The organism is Bacillus sp. mrc49 (assembly GCF_002803435.1).
The window spans coordinates 175,572-191,705 of the sequence record NZ_PHNG01000688.1 but is presented as its reverse complement, the minus strand read 5'-3'; the positions used below and the strand labels follow the sequence as shown (position 1 = coordinate 191,705).

The 16,134-nt window shown below is 42.5% G+C and carries 14 protein-coding genes and 1 riboswitch; of the genes, 3 read left to right on the top strand and 11 right to left on the bottom strand.

The genetic code is table 11. The annotated features are described in order from the left end of the window. Window positions 1-41: 41 nt before the first annotated feature. Both CVN76_RS12230 and CVN76_RS12225 read right to left on the bottom strand, forming a co-directional pair. Window positions 42-227, bottom strand: a complete 186-nt coding sequence (locus CVN76_RS12230; protein WP_061144222.1) for a zinc-finger domain-containing protein — start codon at window positions 225-227, stop codon at window positions 42-44. After that, a complete protein-coding gene (locus tag CVN76_RS12225; protein ID WP_232732192.1) occupies window positions 224-904 on the bottom strand; it encodes a reverse transcriptase-like protein in 681 nt (226 codons plus the stop codon). The genes CVN76_RS12230 and CVN76_RS12225 overlap by 4 nt, the downstream gene beginning before the upstream one ends. Window positions 905-1,109: 205 nt before the next feature. Here CVN76_RS12225 and CVN76_RS12220 point away from each other — a divergent pair, with 205 nt between their 5' ends. Both CVN76_RS12220 and CVN76_RS12215 read left to right on the top strand, forming a co-directional pair. Continuing rightward, window positions 1,110-1,523, top strand: coding sequence for a reverse transcriptase-like protein (locus CVN76_RS12220; RefSeq protein WP_100531460.1), 414 nt, complete (start codon window positions 1,110-1,112; stop codon window positions 1,521-1,523). Then, window positions 1,507-2,418, top strand: coding sequence for a DMT family transporter (locus CVN76_RS12215; RefSeq protein WP_100531459.1), 912 nt, complete (start codon window positions 1,507-1,509; stop codon window positions 2,416-2,418). The genes CVN76_RS12220 and CVN76_RS12215 overlap by 17 nt, the downstream gene beginning before the upstream one ends. A gap of 44 nt (window positions 2,419-2,462) precedes the next feature. Here CVN76_RS12215 and CVN76_RS12210 read toward each other — a convergent pair whose 3' ends face one another. The 6 genes from CVN76_RS12210 to CVN76_RS12180 all read right to left on the bottom strand — a co-directional run bounded on the left by CVN76_RS12210 (window position 2,463) and on the right by CVN76_RS12180 (window position 11,238). Next, the gene (locus tag CVN76_RS12210; protein WP_061144225.1) at window positions 2,463-2,756 is read right to left on the bottom strand and encodes a DUF6123 family protein; all 294 of its coding nucleotides are present in this window, start codon (window positions 2,754-2,756) and stop codon (window positions 2,463-2,465) included. A 552-nt stretch (window positions 2,757-3,308) separates the two neighbouring features. Continuing rightward, window positions 3,309-4,184 carry a 5'-3' exonuclease gene (locus tag CVN76_RS12205; RefSeq protein WP_100531458.1) on the bottom strand — a complete coding sequence of 292 codons (876 nt, stop codon included), beginning with the start codon at window positions 4,182-4,184 and terminating at the stop codon, window positions 3,309-3,311. Window positions 4,185-4,269: 85 nt separating this feature from the next. Further along, window positions 4,270-5,097, bottom strand: coding sequence for a sulfurtransferase (locus tag CVN76_RS12200; RefSeq protein ID WP_100531457.1), 828 nt, complete (start codon window positions 5,095-5,097; stop codon window positions 4,270-4,272). A gap of 323 nt (window positions 5,098-5,420) precedes the next feature. Continuing rightward, entirely contained in the window at window positions 5,421-9,128 is a 3,708-nt protein-coding gene (locus CVN76_RS12190) for a dynamin family protein (protein ID WP_100531455.1), read from the bottom strand. 494 nt (window positions 9,129-9,622) lie between these two features. Continuing rightward, entirely contained in the window at window positions 9,623-10,153 is a 531-nt protein-coding gene (locus tag CVN76_RS12185) for an isoprenylcysteine carboxyl methyltransferase family protein (protein ID WP_100531454.1), read from the bottom strand. Beyond that, complete coding sequence (locus CVN76_RS12180) at window positions 10,153-11,238, bottom strand: type III polyketide synthase (protein WP_100531453.1); 1,086 nt, start codon at window positions 11,236-11,238, stop codon at window positions 10,153-10,155. Before CVN76_RS12180 ends, CVN76_RS12185 begins: the two co-directional genes overlap by 1 nt. A gap of 191 nt (window positions 11,239-11,429) precedes the next feature. Here CVN76_RS12180 and CVN76_RS12175 point away from each other — a divergent pair, with 191 nt between their 5' ends. Then, window positions 11,430-11,879 (top strand): chemotaxis protein CheX, encoded by a 450-nt coding sequence (locus CVN76_RS12175; protein WP_100531452.1) that lies wholly within the window; start codon window positions 11,430-11,432, stop codon window positions 11,877-11,879. 361 nt (window positions 11,880-12,240) lie between these two features. Here the strand turns inward: CVN76_RS12175 and CVN76_RS12170 are convergent, their stop codons facing one another. The 3 genes from CVN76_RS12170 to CVN76_RS12160 form a co-directional block, all read right to left on the bottom strand. Beyond that, window positions 12,241-13,554 carry a nucleobase:cation symporter-2 family protein gene (locus CVN76_RS12170; protein WP_100531451.1) on the bottom strand — a complete coding sequence of 438 codons (1,314 nt, stop codon included), beginning with the start codon at window positions 13,552-13,554 and terminating at the stop codon, window positions 12,241-12,243. Next, entirely contained in the window at window positions 13,547-14,146 is a 600-nt protein-coding gene (locus CVN76_RS12165; RefSeq protein ID WP_100531450.1) for a xanthine phosphoribosyltransferase, read from the bottom strand. Before CVN76_RS12165 ends, CVN76_RS12170 begins: the two co-directional genes overlap by 8 nt. A gap of 170 nt (window positions 14,147-14,316) precedes the next feature. Next, a riboswitch (purine riboswitch) is annotated at window positions 14,317-14,418 on the bottom strand. 188 nt (window positions 14,419-14,606) lie between these two features. Continuing rightward, entirely contained in the window at window positions 14,607-16,124 is a 1,518-nt protein-coding gene (locus tag CVN76_RS12160; protein WP_100531449.1) for a carboxypeptidase M32, read from the bottom strand. Between the last annotated feature and the right edge of the window lie 10 nt (window positions 16,125-16,134).

Below are 16,134 nucleotides of genomic sequence, written 5' to 3'. Positions count from 1 at the left end.
ATATCCTTGGTGATCCTGCAGGATATTATGTTGACCTGAATTTACAAATGTCCTTTAAGTTCGTTGCCTAATTTCTTTAGCTTTTCTCCAACGGTACATTCGGTAATACAGAACTGGTGGGCGTAAGTACGCCCCTTTTCTTTTCGGAAATGTTTTCTCAAAAAGCAATCCTGGCAGAATGAAGTCAGAACATCTTCGACTTCTTCATAAATTTTTTTCCTATTCATTGTTGATATGGCTCCTTTGACCCTGCAATTTCGGATTTGCTGAAAATGGCTTTTCCCTCAAGAGCAAGGGTTGCCAGACGATCGGCTTCCTGATTGTCCTTTCGCGCAATTGGCTTATAAACCGGAATGATCTTTAACTTATCAAGCTTCGCTTCAATGCGGTCCAGCCATTTATTCAGGCTTTCTTCCATACATGGCCATTCACCTGAAAGTTGATTCAAGACAACAAGCGAATCCCCTTTGAAAACACAGCTCTGGTGATGGACCCCTAGTTCATCGAGTTGCCTGAGGGCTTCATGAAAAGCAGCATATTCCGCTTCATTATTGGATTCCAATTGCTCCAGTTTTAGATTGGAGCGTAATCGCCAGAACTTTTTGCCCTGGCGAAAGTAAATGGCCACACCGATTCCAGCGAGGCCTTCTTGCTTTTGATATCCTCCATCAAAAAAAACCGACACATCTTGCGGTTCTTCCTCCACTTCAGTCAAAAGTCTCTTTAACTCCTTCTTCGTCCATACTGTATCGAATTCATCCTTAAATTCGACTTCCTTCAGCCTTCCTGCTTTTTCAAGATCTTCCGTAATGACGAGCGCAGTACCAGCTTCAAGCCAATCCGATACGAAAGCGGCAGATGGCTTTTTGGAGGCTTGATAGGTCCATAGCATAATTACCTTCAAAGGTTTCCAGCTCCTTATCATTTCAATATTCATGCGGACGATCGTTCAATTTCCTACCTGTTTTTCGAATACCATTTATAATATAATGTAAGGGAGTTCATGCATCCTTACTATTATAGTCCCCATATTAGCCTGAAATTCTCTGTTTCAATCTTATTTTCATTCACCAAATCATTGCTAGCTTATACAGAGGGAGGAGTACATCATGATTGAAGTATATATCGATGGTGCCAGCGCAGGCAATCCTGGTCCAAGCGGCGCTGGTGTCTTCATAAATAATAACGGTGTCATCGAGCGGCATTCCATTCCGCTTGGAATAATGGAGAATCACGAAGCGGAATACCATGCCCTAATTAAGGCATTGGAAATTTGTGTTGCCAATAAATATGATGTCGTTTCATTTCGAACGGATTCCCAAGCCATTAACCAGGCCATTGAAAAGGAATATGCAAAAAAAAAGTATGCCATATTGCTTGAACGGGCGCTTAAGCTCTCGGCCAATCTTGAGTTATTTTTCATGAAATGGATTCCTAGTATCGAAAATAAATCCGCTGATGAATTGGCCAGACGGGCCATTCGCTTAAATCAGAATGAGGAAGTTCATGAACAAGACTGCTGATCTTTCATTATTATTCGTTGTATTCATCTGGGGAGTTACGTTTGTCATGGTCCAAAACGCTCTGTCGTTTCTTGAACCCTTCACGTTTAATGCCGTCCGTTTTTTGATGGCCGTGGTTTTCTTGCTCATCCCTTATTTACTTACCATTCACAAAAGGCAAAAAACAGGCATTAAAGGTCTTTTATTAGCAGGCATTCACATTGGGGTTTGGCTTTTTCTAGGGTATGGGTTCCAAACGATAGGACTGAATTATACGACTCCTGCAAAGACAGGCTTCATAACGGGATTAAGTGTCGTCATGGTCCCCGTCTTTTCGCTTCTCCTTTTAAAGCATAAGCTTTCCCTTCGTACCCTTATAGGCGTCGGTGCCGCTACTGCCGGGCTTTACTTCATGACCTTGGCAGACCGATCGACCATGAATATCGGTGATTTACTGGTATTTTTATGCGCGATAAGTTTTGCGATGCAAATCATCACTACAGCCAGGTACGCCAAAAGCATGCCTGCGTTACCGTTGACGCTAATCCAGCTTTCAACAGTTTCATTATTGTCCTTTGCGTCAGCCTTCATTTTCAACGAAGATCATTCCGTCATGTTCCGGCCATCTATCATGCTGCAGAAAGACGTGTGGACTGCTTTATTGGTGACGGCAGCACTTGCCACTGCATTCGCTTTTTTTGCCCAAACTTTCTTCCAGGCTTATACCACACCGACCAGGGTTGCATTGATTTTTTCAATGGAACCGGTTTTTGCAGCCTTATCCTCTTACATTTTGATAGGGGAAAAATTGACTTCCGCATCCCTCATCGGCTGTGCACTCATTTTCTTGGGAATGATACTTGCTGAATTGCCAACAAGGCGGAAAAAAACGAAGATCGCGCAGGAAATTTCCTGACGCTACATAAAATAAATCGGACTTCTACCTAAAGGAAGTCCGATTTATTTTAACAGCCCCTGTTCCATTGCGAACGATATCGCACCATTACGGGTTTCAATGCCATTTTGTTTCAAGTTCTCCAAAAATGAGATATAAAAGCTCCCGTCAAAATTCTTCTGGACCTTTAAAGTCAACTCTATTGCGGCATTGACTAAAATATCACTGGCGTCTGTATAGCGCTTGCCAAAATAAATAAAGCCAATGGCATCATTGCCAAAAGTGAATCCCTTTCCTTCCAAAAAACGAACGTACTCCTCAGTCGATTTCGCCACTTCTTCATCCACTCCAAAATTCATGCCTTATTTTCATCTTACCGTAAATAAAAGATTTTGACTATCCATTTTTCGACAAAAAATTCACGGTACAAAGTAGAAGAGCATACTCTCGGTTAGGCCCTTTCCTATAAACAAAACCCATTAAAAACGAATTGATCTTCAAAGTTCATGGATGGTTTTCCCCTTATCCTCGGTTCTGAAGGGTCTACTTCGGCCGTTGCTTTCCACTACAGGCAACGCTTCTAAAGAGGCGGTCCGCCGATCCTCCTCGGCTTTCGCCTGCGTGGTGTCCATAGAAGGCTATTCCCGCAGGAGCCTCGATCACCCGCTCCAATCAACTTTGTTTCAACCAATAGACAGAACCCTTTTCCCTAAAGTCATTATGGTTTCACAAGGGAATGATAAAAACTTGAGGGGACGATTCCATTCAGCGAAATCAACCTGATATGATTACGTTAGATCAGCTGGTGCCATCGAACCGTTTGGTTGGTTCCCTGACCTCTGAAATTCAGGGTAACAATCCAAGGAGTTTCAAAAGGGGAGCTTCGATTAGGAAGCTCCCCTTGTTTTGTGTCATATCATCCTTAGTAAAGCCCTGAATTCATGATCCCTGGCAAGGTTTTGCACTTTCTCACGGTCATAGCGGTACACAGCATCATCCAAAGAACATGAAATCGGAACGTCACATTTTATTTCAGCAAGTTTTCTGGATAAATGGAGCATATCAACGGCAGATTCAATCTTAGCCCGCTGCCCTTTAGTCAAGGAAGCGACATTTTCAAGAATGCCTTCGATGCTTTGATACTGTATCAATAATTTTAACGCTGTTTTCTCGCCAATCCCCTTCACTCCGGGATAGTTATCAGCTGTATCACCCATTAAAGCTTTTAAATCAACCATTTGCCTTGGTGTGATCCCTTTCCACTCATAAAAGCTATCGGGATTATGAACCTCATAATTACCGTAGCCTTTCTTCAGCAATAGAACGGATATATTTTCTTCTATTAACTGGAGCATGTCCTGGTCGCCTGTCAAAATACTTACTTGGCTATGCTGGGCAGATGCTTTTGCAATGGTCCCGATACAGTCATCCGCCTCAAAACCAGAGAGTCCTATATTTGGAATATCAAAGGCTTCTACTGCCTTTTTAGCCAGGTCGAATTGCGGGATCATTTCGATGGGAGCTTCGGAACGGTTGGCTTTGTATCCATCAAATATTTCATTACGGAATGTCTTGCTTCCCATATCCCAGCATACCGCTACATGACTGGGTGTAAATTGATTCACAGCTGTCAGCATATGCTTCAAAAAGCCTTGAACGGCATTTGTAGGCATTCCTTTTGAATTGATCATGAACTGCCCCGTAACGGCCGTTGCATAAAAAGCCCTGAATAGGAGCGCCATTCCGTCAACAAGCATGAAGGAATGCTGCTGCTCATTTTCTTTCATTAACACATTATCACCTCTATCATGATGTACATTTATTTTACCATACCTGTCCACTTTTTTAAGGAGCGTTTATTTGGAAAATAAATCACTCAATCGGATTATCATCATACGAAACCCAGTCACTAAAGCTGCCAATATAAAGCTTAACATGTTTGTAACCAGCTTCTTTCAATGCAACATAATTGGGAGCTGCCGTTACACCTGAACCACAGTACACGATGATTTCCTTATCTCTGCCGATGTCGCTGAAATTCGCCTGAAGTGCTTCCTCCTTTTTGAAATGGCCATTATCGAACACCTTCGTCCACAGCTTATTGACTGCGCCTGGAATATGTCCGGCTTTTTTATCGATCGGCTCCTCGATTCCCCGATACCGTTTGGCTTCCCTTGAATCCACCAAAACGATATCACCCGCGCTTTTCAATGTATATTGCTTCACTTCTTGATAAGAGGCGTGAACCGACTCATTTAATTCAATATGGTACTCAGTTGATGGATAATACGAAAGAGCTGCATCTATTGGGTACCCTCCGTCCTTCCAGGCAGCATATCCACCGTCCAGCACTTGGACATTCCGATGGCCAAGATAACTCAGTAGCCAGACAAATCTGGACGCATAAGAACCTTCTCCGCCGTCATAAGCCACTAGTACCGTATCATTCGTTATTCCGTTTGCTTCCAATTTCCCCTTAAACACGGTTAAGTCCGGAAGCGGATGCCTCCCGCCATGTTCCTGAACCTGACCTGATAAGTCTTTTTCAAGATCGAAATAAACAGCGCCTGGAATATGGTCTTCTTCAAATTCCCTTTGCCCTGCGTCAGGCGATCCTAGCCGAAAGCGCAAATCACAAATCCTGATATCATTGGATGTCAGCAACGGCAACAATTCTTCTTTATCGATTATATAACTCATCTATATCTCCTCCTATTTGGGACCATTCACGTGCACTTCCATGCAAAAGGCTTCATTCTTTCATTCTTTATGTACGCTGATTTCCCCTCTATTAATGGGAAGATTTTTTTCGGCTTTTCAGCAAAATCGGACTGCCCATTCATTGTTTTCGGTTTCAAGCACTTCTTCTTGGCTGGATATTTTCCCGTATTACTTATCACATATACTGATGAAAAGGAAACTGGAAATTCTTCGATGAATGAAAAGAATGGCTGCCGGCAGCAGCCATTCTTTGGTTTTATGATTTTTTTCTCAATCATATGATATCCAGGTTCTCACTACATTTATTTAGAATGCATTTTCACCAATTGCGTTACTGCATTTTCATAATATGGTAAATCGACCTTTTCCTCCAAAGCTGCACGCAGCCCCGCAAAGATATCGGTTACCTCCTTCTTGAACTCGTTTTGAATGGCAAGCAATTCTTGATCAAGCACTTGATCATACATGGCAAAAATCCGCTCCCCCTGCTCTTTAACATACGTAAGGGCAGGTTCATCCAAACGCTTCTGAAGACCCTCGCTCATTTTCACTTTTTCATTTTTTTCAAAGAAAGACTTAGGGTTTTTAAATAAAGCCAATTCCTTCTTGAATTCCGCTGTATCCAATTGGACGAAAGCTCCCGAGAATTCTGGCGTTTCCCGCTCATTAGGTTCATATGGCTGCACCGAAAGGGTTTTTCTTACTTTCTGCATTTGCTGCACCAAACCGTTTTGTTTTTCGTTCAACAATTTATTGACGAACATTTCCGATCTTAAAGCCGTTGCCCGCATTTCCTGGGCGAGGTCAAAGCCTAACGCATTCAGTAAATTACTCAGTGATTGCCTCAGGACCATTTTCAAATCCCCGCCATCATCCTTCAGGACAGATGGGTTGAATGACTCCTTGAAGAAATCATTAAACCGGAAAAAGACCCGTTGTTTACTATAAAAAGTCAATTCGTCTATTTCTTTTTTCAACCTTTGCTTTTCTGCATCCCCTTTCATCACAGAGAGAATTTCAGAAATCGCGTGAGCCTCACTGGAAAGGGTTTCCAAAGCTTTTCGTTTCGTTTTTTCATCCTGCTTTGAAGCTGCAATCACATCACGAAGGAGCTCTTCCGTCCTTTTTACGGCTGCTTGTGCCGATTCAATGGCAAGTCCTGTTAGATCATTTTCGATAAAAGAATCGAATTGCTTTTGGAACTCGGAAATTCCGCTATTCGGCAGGAACGAGTGCTGAAATGAACCTGGCGTTTGCTTTTCCGATAATGCCCCTTTGCTCGTGAGTGGAAACAGCTTTGGAAAACGGATGCCGAATCCATTCAGTTGATTCTTGACATAATCCATCACTTCGTCCAATTCATCGGACGTTTGTGCAAGATCGACGGCATTGACGATAAAGAACATCTTATCCATGGCGAATGAATCTTTCACACGGCCAAGTTGAATCAGGAACTCCCTATCTGCCCGGGAAAACGGATGATTATAGTAGGTCACGAAAAGAATGGCGTCGGAATTCTTGATGTATTCGAAAGCAGCTCCTGTATGTCGGGCATTTATCGAATCCGCTCCTGGAGTGTCGACAAGCACCATCCCTTGCTTTGTCATTTCACAGTCATACCGCAATTCGATCAAATCCACGAGACATGACTTGGACTCTTCCGCAGCAAACCGTTTGAACCCTTCCAGATCCACCGTAACCACATTGCCTAAATCGTCTTTATGCTCGGGCATTCCTTGGTGAAAAGCGCGAAGGAATGATAAATGTGTTTTCCCTTTATCCACCTCGCCTGCATGGGCGATGATTTGCCCTGCCAGTTGAAGGGCTTCATCAAGTGTCTTTGCCGATTTATTAAAGGCAGCCAGAGCCAGGCTAACATCTTCCAACAGCATCGCTTCCGTTTTTAATTTGACCGTTGCTGTTCCATGAGGATGATCAGCGTCAGAAGCCATGATTTTGTTGATGGCAGCTGTTGTCGGGTTCGGAGAAACGGGTAGGACGCTTTCTCCCATTAACGCATTGGCAAAGGAAGATTTACCGGCACTGAAGGCACCGAAAAGGGCAACGGTAAAGGTCTGCTTCTCCAAACGAATTGCCTTATCTGTCAATTCTTTATAAAGTGATTGGAAGCCTCTCAAAGGTTGAATCAATTGGGCGGCCTGCTGTAAGCTTGTCGCCGTTTCCATTAACTTTCCCTTTCCCCTTAGATCCGGTGCACCCTGAATTGGAACCGCAGTGGAAGGTTCTGCATCCTGCACTGTTTGCTCTGCCACAGCAGGCGCTTTGACATGCTCCGGTTGGTTTGCTTCAGCGGTTTTCATGATTTTGACGGTAATGTTTTTTTCCTCTTCATTCCACTGACTTAGAAGATTGTCGATATCGTGCTCCGTTGCCAAAGTTGCCGTTTGATTGGCAATTGCCTCCAAACTTTCCGATTGGGCAGCGATTTCGGCGTTGATAACCGCCGTTGCTTTTAAGGCTTCCGCGAATTCGGCAAAACCTTCGAGCTCCTTATCGATGGATTGCGACTGCTCTTCCACGATTCCTTCCATGACGGCAGCGATTTGGTTCAAAAAGCTTTCCGATACATCACGGGCCTTCTTTTTGATGGCAGAGGCCAAGTCATTTGTATAATTTAAGACATATTCACCGGTAATATCGACTTGAGGTTTCAGGGAGCCTTTTATGTAGGCTTCCGTTACCTCGATTTGCAGTGTCTGGGCTTTGCTTTCAAGCACTGAATCATGTACTTCGGCCTTCGTCAGCGTTTTGACCGCCAACTCCTTAAGGTGCCATTCAAGCTGGGTCTTCACTTTTTCTTGCAAGTCAGCCAAAAATGCCCGGATACGTTCCTCACGCTCCGTCTCCGTTTTTTTCTTGGCAAATAATAGACCCATTTTAAAATCAGGTTGTGCCGACTCCAAAAAGGATTTTCCAAGGTCACGTGTGGATGCGGGCATGATGTATGCACTCTTCAGAATCGTTTCCAGAGCCTCGGAATATTGGGCCTTGATAGCCTCGGTACGGCCATTCAATGTGTTTTTTTCTTTCATTAGGCTGTCCACTTGGTGAGTCAGGTGCGTTCGCTCTTCAAAAGGAAGTTCCGACAATACTTCAATTTGATTCGCGTGTTCTTCTTCATACTGTTCCTTCAGCCAGGCAAGATGCCTGTCGACTAATGCTTTAGCCGATTGCATGATGGCATCCTTTCCATCATTTTGGCCCCTATCTGCCATTTCATATATAAACTTACGAACCTCTTCGATTTCATTATCTTTATTGTTCAGTTCTCTAACGGATGTATAAAATATCCCATCAGGGTATACATTCCAATTTGCAAATGCTTCCGAAACGGAAAGCTTGAAGTCTTGAAAGCCAAGCTCACGCTCATCATGCTTATCGATCATATTGATAATCAAATAGGTCGGTTTTTCAGCCTCCAGCAATTCTTTGGTGAAAAGGAAATTCACTTCTGATTGAACGTGATTATAGTCCATGACATAGAAAACGACATCAGCAAGATGCAGCGCTGATTCCGTAGAAACCCTATGTGCATCATCAGTCGAATCGATTCCTGGCGTATCCATGATGGCACATGAATCCGGCAGGGAAAAATGCTTGGAACTTATGGTTATAGCCGATACAGAATCTCCATCTTTTGCAAATTTCTTAACTTCTTTAAAGTCATATGGTGCTGGAAATAAAACGGGCGGCTGGTTATGATAAAAGACTTTGGCATAGTCTTCTCCTTTTTGGACTTTAACCGTATTGGCACTCGTTGGAATCGGTGAAGAGGGCAATACTTGATCATCCAGCAGGAAATTGATCATACTTGATTTACCGGCTGAAAAATGCCCGCAAAAAGCGATGATGAATTCCTCATTATTCACTTTCATGATTAACTGCTTCAGCTTATCAGCGTTGCCTGTATCTCCTGCCGACTGAAATTTCTCATACATGGCAGTCAAAATTCCCAATTTCGACTGTTGTTTAACTGTTTCTTGAATCATGAATCCATACCCCTTAATCTATCGTCATTTTAATACTCTTATTGTAAACGATTTCGATTGTTATTCATACCGTCAGCTTTTAGTTTTACTATATGATGCATTACATGGCATGTTAAAGAAAACCACCGATTGGTGGCTAGGCGCAGTTTGATTGATCGAAACCCTATTTTGAAACAAAAAAAAAACCAGGCTATTTACCTGGTTGTAGGAGGGGGTTAAATGATGCTCGGTTTTCCTTTGTTGACTCATCAAAAGGTTTATTCGACTTTGCCGGTTTTTGAATATTACTCAGTACATATTTCATCACCAAACCATATGTAGCGATTGTCAATAAAATGAATACCCAGACCATTACATACACCATCCTCTTTTATATTGAACTGCTTTTTATTTTTAAAGAATTCATTTTGTTATTTGATTGAGAATAATTTTCATCTTCATTTAAGATATTATCACGAACGATAATCATTTTCAATAAGAAAATGAAATGTTTTTTATTTACCTTTAAAAACAGCCGAGTATTCCGTATTTTCCCTTAATGCTTTCTCTTCAAGAGGAATTCTAACCGCCATCATCCAGATGTTCAAAACCGTAAAGATGATCGCTGTATAATATGCATTGAATAACAAGGAAATAACGATAATCTCCGTAGCCACGATGATATAGTTTGGATGTTTGAAAAATTTATAAGGTCCTTTAATGACTACTTCGGCATTTGGAACGACGATGATTTTTGTATTCCAATGCTTCCCTAATGAGCTGATCACCCAAATCCTTCCTGACTGAGCAACCAGGAAAAGAGTCAGCCATATAGGCCATAGTGCAGAGACATCCCTTCCAAACACGATCACTTCAAAAATGAGGACGATAAAAAAGCTTACGTGCATCAGGACCATCCATCTGTAATGGGACTCACCGTATTCGACCGCTCCAGCCCCTTTCAGCTGCTTTTCATTCTGTTTGGCAATATATAATTCCACGAGGCGCTGAATGGCAATCAAGACAATGAAAATGGCAAAAATCATCATGTCCACCTCATTAATAACAGTTCGGATGAAAATCCTGGCCCCAATGCAGCGGCCAAGCCTAAGTCTTCTTTATTTCCGCCGCGCTGCATGAATCTCTCCAAAACATACAAAATGGTGGCTGATGACATATTGCCAAACTCCCTCAATACATTCATTGACTCTTTGGTCATGCTATCATCGAATCCCAAGGCCTCGTGATAGGCATCAATGACCTTTTTCCCGCCTGGATGAGCAATGAAATCCGTAATATCATCTAGCTTCAGTTCATTTTCCACTAAGAAGGCTTGTACATTCGGTTTTAGCCAATCCTTGATGATGGTGGGAATATCCTTGGAGAAAACGACATATAGTCCCTGATCCTTAACATCCCACCCCATTACATCCAATGAATCCGGCATGAGGGTGGATTGGGAATCCAGGAAGGACAAATGACGTTCTTTTCTTGATAGTCCAGGAGATACTTCATCGCCGCACACCAATACACAGCTTACTCCATCAGAAAATAAGGAGGTTCCAATGAGATTGCTTTTTGAAATATCATTTCTTTGGAATGTCAAACTGCATAATTCCACGCTTAAGACAATGACCTTCGCCTTCGGGTAAGCCTTGCAATATTCGAAAGCCCTTGATAGGCCGCTCGCCCCCCCAGCACAGCCTAGCCCCCAAATCGGAATCCTTTTCGCATGCGGATTAAATGGAAGTTCATTCATGATCCGGGCATCGATCGTCGGAGTAGCCATCCCCGTGCTCGAAATATAAAAGAAAGCATCCAGTTCGTTTGCCGGAAGCTCTTCTTTTAAGAATTCCGTGTTGGCCAAGCATTTTTGTATCGCCTCCACACCGAACTCGATGGCCTGCTTGATGTATAAATCATTCCGTTCGGCAAAAGTATGCTCTTCCTTAAACCAATCAAGATCATTGGAAAAATACCGATTCTCTACTTGTCCATTCTTAAAGGCCTTTAGTAACCGTTCAATATTTTTAAAAGAAGGTCCGAAGATCTCCCGTGAAAATTCCATTATTTTATCCTGTGAAAGTAAATATGGCAGCTTTATATGTGAAGCAGATAGTAAATACGGCATGAGCCCACCCCTTATTATTCTTGATATGGATAATATACCCACAAGGACATTTTTTATGCTTCCTAACTAAATGACTACAACTTTTGTTGATCTCTTATATTTTTTCTTAATTCATTAAAATAAATAGGTAAAAAAACCTATTTATTTGGTAAGATAGAGAATAAACCCATACTATCGGAGGATTATATTATATGGAAAGCAACGCTGTTATCACAAAAGTCCTGAATGGAACCATTCTCGCTGTCAAATCGGTCCTTCCTTTCTCGTTGGATATTCAAAAGCCCTCTCTCTTTAGGCAGCCTTTCGAGCAGGAATCCATCAGCGTCCTCATCGGCATGACAGGCGATATTCGTGGAAGGCTGATCATTGAGGGCACAAACGAATGCATCAGTAAAATAGGTGAAAGCATGTTTGGCATGCCATTGGAAGGGGAAATGCTTGAATCTTTCGCAGCCGAGCTAGGCAATATGCTCGCAGGAAATATGGCAACCTCCTTGGCAGCCGATACAACGATGGATATAACACCTCCCACCGTCATAGTCGGCAAGACGAAATTATATGGCTTTAATGAAGCCATTAATCTTCCCATCTCATTGGATGGTGCAGGGATGATTCATTTCATCCTCATGATCGAAAAATAGCCATACCCAATAAAGCCCCCTTACCGAAGAAGTAAGGGGGTGCTTTCACTCTTCCTCTTTTACGGAAGATTGATTTTGTACCTGGATAATTATGCTTTGAAACTCTTCTTTGCCACAAACGCTGCACCTGAACTCCTGACTTAAAATGGTCCGACAATGAATGCAATATTTTTTCTCCATCTCTATCACTACTTTCCTGAACATATACTATCAATATATTCAATAACGGAAGATAGTTTCCTTTTATCTGATAAAACCATCATGCATCTTTAATGGTGCTGCATTTTTCCAGGCATAAAAATTGCCCCGAATTCTCGGATATTGAGAATTCGGGGCATGAAACGGCTGAATCTACTAAAACTTAGGCTGCCTTCTGGCCTTGCAGACCCGCTTGCTTTACTTTTCCCTTCGTTGGAATGATGTTGAAGACGATATTCAAGAAAATCGCTGTCAAACTACCGGCAACAATACCGTTTTCCGTCAAGATTTGAAAACTTTGCGGGATTTGGGCAAATAGCTCAGGAACGACCGTCACCCCTAGGCCCATGCCGACTGAACAAGCGATGATCAATAAATTTTCTTGGGAAGCAAAGTCCACTTTGCTTAACATCTTGATTCCGGCAGCTACCACCATACCGAACATCGCCACCATTGCGCCGCCAAGTACGGATGAGGGGATAATGGTCGTGAATGCACCAATTTTCGGAACAAAACCTATGAAAATAAGAATACCTGCCGTTGTATAAATGACATTCCTTGTTTTGATGCCTGACAGTTGAATCAATCCGACATTTTGTGAAAAAGCGGTATATGGAAATGCATTGAACAAACCGCCAATCATGATGGCTAGCCCCTCGGCACGGTATCCACGAGCTAAATCGTCTTCTGAAATCTCTTTTTCCGTAATTTCACCAAGTGCATAATATACGCCAGTCGACTCCACCAAGCTGACGATCGCCACCAAAGTCATGGTAATGATCGGTGTGATGTTGAATGTCGGAAGGCCGAAGTAGAAGAAATGTGGCATATGCAGCCAAGTGGCATTGACCACTGAGCTAAAATCCACTTTTCCAAGGAAGAATGCAACCAAGGTCCCCACCAACAGCCCTAATAAAATGGAAATGGAGCGTACGAATCCCGTTGAGAATTTATACATGAATATGATGAATAATAAAGTGCCAAACCCAAGGGCCACGTTCGTCAAGTCACCGAAATCTTCAGCCCCCTGACCTCCGCCGAGATTGTTGATCGCGACAGGAATGAGCGTGATGCCAATGATTAAAACGACCGATCCAGTGACAATGGGCGGGAAGAACCTTGCCAACTTCCCGAAGAATTTACTGATTAACACGACAATCAATCCCGATACTAAAATGGAGCCGTAAATGGAGTTGATTCCATATTGCGTACCAATTGCTATCATCGGGCTAACTGCTGTGAACGTGCACCCTAGGACCACAGGAAGCCCAATTCCAAAGAATTTATTTTTCCATACTTGCAATAAGGTTGCTATTCCACACATTAAAATGTCAATCGATACTAAATAGGTTAACTGCGCTGCGGTCAATCCCAACGCCCCACCGACAATCAATGGAATGACGATCGCACCTGCATACATGGCAAGAACATGCTGTAATCCTAAGGAAGCAACTTTTAATGGTGATTGATTAGACATGGATCGGAGCCCCTTCCTTTTCTTCAACGAACATTATCTCACCTAATTTCAATTCCGCGATTTCTGCAAGTGACTCCACCTGAAAGCCTTGTTCCCTAAGGTCCTTCCCGCCGCTTTGGAAAGCTTTTTCGATAACGATGCCGATTCCTGCCACTTCTGCACCAACCTGACTGCAAATATCCACCAGGCCTCTAGCTGCTTGACCGACCGCAAGGAAGTCATCGATGATCAATACCTTATCGCCCGCTTCAATATATTTATTGGAAACCGTGATTGTATTGGTTTCTTGCTTTGTGAAGGAATGGACAGAAGCAGTCACTAAATCCTTTGTCAACGTAAGCGATTTACGTTTGCGTGCAAAGATTAGCGGGACTTCCAATTCCAAGGCTGCCATCAATCCAGGTCCAATGCCTGAAGATTCAATGGTCAGCACTTTCGTTATTTCCTTTTGTTCAAAACGCTTGGCGAATTCTTTACCGATTTCTTTCATCAGCAAAGGATCCATTTGATGATTTAAGAATGAATCCACCTTTAATATGTCTTCAGATAAAGCTTGACCCTCGGACAAGATTTTTTCCTTTAATAGTTGCATGAAGGTTCCTCCCAGTCTTGGATGTTTTTTGACCCATAAACCGTGCCGGTTTCCGGACAAAATGAAAAAGCCCAGGAAACATTGCGGCACTTTGTTGGAGTGAAGCAATATTCCTGGGCATTTATGTATAATGAATCGGCAAAAGCAAAAGCCTCCCATTATGTATGCGACAGAATCTATTACTCACCCATAGTCGAATTATTTACGGCAATTCGGTAGAAACTTGCAGGCCATATCCCTGCGATTATACGAGTGAAACTTTATAATTTTATTAATATATGAATTATAACAACGCTTCTTTAATTTGAAAAGGCATTTTTGATAAAAACCGAACTTTCAATTAAAATGTAAAATGAACATTCGTTTTTTTGGAATATTATGAAATTTTACAGCCGGTTATTTTCCCTAATTCTCCAAAAAATGTGAAGACCCTGGCGTTTTCACCAAGGTCCCCTATATTCTATTGAATTTTATAAACTTTTTTGTATTTACTTTCAAGATACTGAATTAAATACTGGACATTCAATCCTTCCCCTGTCGTTTCTTCCAAAATCTCTAGAGGTTTTTTTGTTTTGCCGTATTTATGGACATGATCATTCAGCCATTTCCTGATTGGTTCCATGTTGCCGGATTCCAACAAAGCATCAAATTCAGGCAAGTCTTTTAGCATGGACTGCTTGATTTGGGCTGCATACATATATCCCAATGCATAAGATGGGAAGTAGCCGAAGCTGCCGTCTGACCAATGTACATCTTGCAATACACCCATTGCATCATTCTCAGGCACGATCCCCAAATATTCCTTATATTTTTCATTCCAGACCTTAGGCAAGTCCTTCACTTCAAGTTCTCCATTGAATAGGGCTTTTTCCAGCTCATACCGGATCATGATGTGTAAAGGATATGTAAGTTCATCTGCCTCAATGCGGATGAAAGATGGCTTTGATTCGTTAATGCCACGGTAGAAGTCATCCAGCGTCACATCATCGAATTGCCCGGGAGCAAATTCTTTTAGAAGGGAATATTTATTCTTCCAGAAGCTATAGTTCCGCCCGATGAAATTCTCGAAAAACAGTGATTGCGATTCATGGATCCCCATTGATGTCCCCTCATCAAGCAGCGTTCCGGTTAACTCTTCCGCGATATTCTGCTCATAAATGGCATGTCCGCATTCATGGATCGTACCAAAGATGGCACCCCTGAAATCATTCTCATCGTAGCGGGTCGTCACCCGGACATCGCCCCGATTGATTCCAGTCGCAAAAGGATGGACGGTTTCATCCAGCCTGCCGGCCTTGAAATCATACCCTAGCTGTTCTAAAACGGCAAGGTTCAATTGATGCTGTTTTTCCTTTGGGAACTTTTTATAAAGGAATGCCGTTTCCGGTTGATGTTCACTTGCAGCGATTTGCTTTACAAGAGGCACGATACTCGCACGGAGTTCACTGAATACCTTGTCAAGTATGTCTACGGTTATCCCTGGTTCATACATATCCAATAGGGTGTTGTATTTCTGTCCCTCATAGCCCCAATACTCTACGAACTTACGCGTATACGCAACAATTTGCTCTAGGTAAGGTTGAAATAACGAAAAGTCCGCTTTTTCCCTTGCCTCTTCCCAAGCACTTTCAGAGCGGGATTGCAGAATTACAAATTCCTTGAATTCATCTGCAGGGATCTTCCTGTTTCTTTCGAACTCTTTTTTACATTCTTGTACCATTTTATTGGTGGTAGGGCTCAGGCTCGCTTCCCCCATTGCAAGTCCTGAAATGAAGGACTCCATCTCTTTACTTGTGCTCATATTAAAAACCTCTGAGGATAAAACCCCAACAACTTCTGATCGCTGCTCTACTCCTTTTTTCGGTGCACCTGTGCGCAAATCCCAAAAAATCAGCGCCAGTGCCTCCTTATAGGCTGCAATTTTCTTGACATACTCTTTAAATTCCTTTTCTATCAGTTCGATACCCTTTTTATTCATTTTCACTGCT

What these genes read in the sequence shown, in the direction of transcription:
- CVN76_RS12190 (WP_100531455.1), bottom strand. Translation starts at nt 9,128, where the DNA reads ATGATTCAAGAAACAGTTAAACAACAGTCGAAATTGGGAATTTTGACT.
- CVN76_RS12165 (WP_100531450.1), bottom strand. Translation starts at nt 14,146, where the DNA reads ATGCAACTATTAAAGGAAAAAATCTTGTCCGAGGGTCAAGCTTTATCT.
- CVN76_RS12215 (WP_100531459.1), top strand. Translation starts at nt 1,507, where the DNA reads ATGAACAAGACTGCTGATCTTTCATTATTATTCGTTGTATTCATCTGG.
- CVN76_RS12185 (WP_100531454.1), bottom strand. Translation starts at nt 10,153, where the DNA reads ATGATTTTTGCCATTTTCATTGTCTTGATTGCCATTCAGCGCCTCGTG.
- CVN76_RS12230 (WP_061144222.1), bottom strand. Translation starts at nt 227, where the DNA reads ATGAATAGGAAAAAAATTTATGAAGAAGTCGAAGATGTTCTGACTTCA.
- CVN76_RS12210 (WP_061144225.1), bottom strand. Translation starts at nt 2,756, where the DNA reads ATGAATTTTGGAGTGGATGAAGAAGTGGCGAAATCGACTGAGGAGTAC.
- CVN76_RS12205 (WP_100531458.1), bottom strand. Translation starts at nt 4,184, where the DNA reads ATGAAAGAAAATGAGCAGCAGCATTCCTTCATGCTTGTTGACGGAATG.
- CVN76_RS12160 (WP_100531449.1), bottom strand. Translation starts at nt 16,124, where the DNA reads ATGAATAAAAAGGGTATCGAACTGATAGAAAAGGAATTTAAAGAGTAT.
- CVN76_RS12220 (WP_100531460.1), top strand. Translation starts at nt 1,110, where the DNA reads ATGATTGAAGTATATATCGATGGTGCCAGCGCAGGCAATCCTGGTCCA.
- CVN76_RS12180 (WP_100531453.1), bottom strand. Translation starts at nt 11,238, where the DNA reads ATGCCGTATTTACTATCTGCTTCACATATAAAGCTGCCATATTTACTT.
- CVN76_RS12200 (WP_100531457.1), bottom strand. Translation starts at nt 5,097, where the DNA reads ATGAGTTATATAATCGATAAAGAAGAATTGTTGCCGTTGCTGACATCC.
- CVN76_RS12170 (WP_100531451.1), bottom strand. Translation starts at nt 13,554, where the DNA reads ATGTCTAATCAATCACCATTAAAAGTTGCTTCCTTAGGATTACAGCAT.
- CVN76_RS12175 (WP_100531452.1), top strand. Translation starts at nt 11,430, where the DNA reads ATGGAAAGCAACGCTGTTATCACAAAAGTCCTGAATGGAACCATTCTC.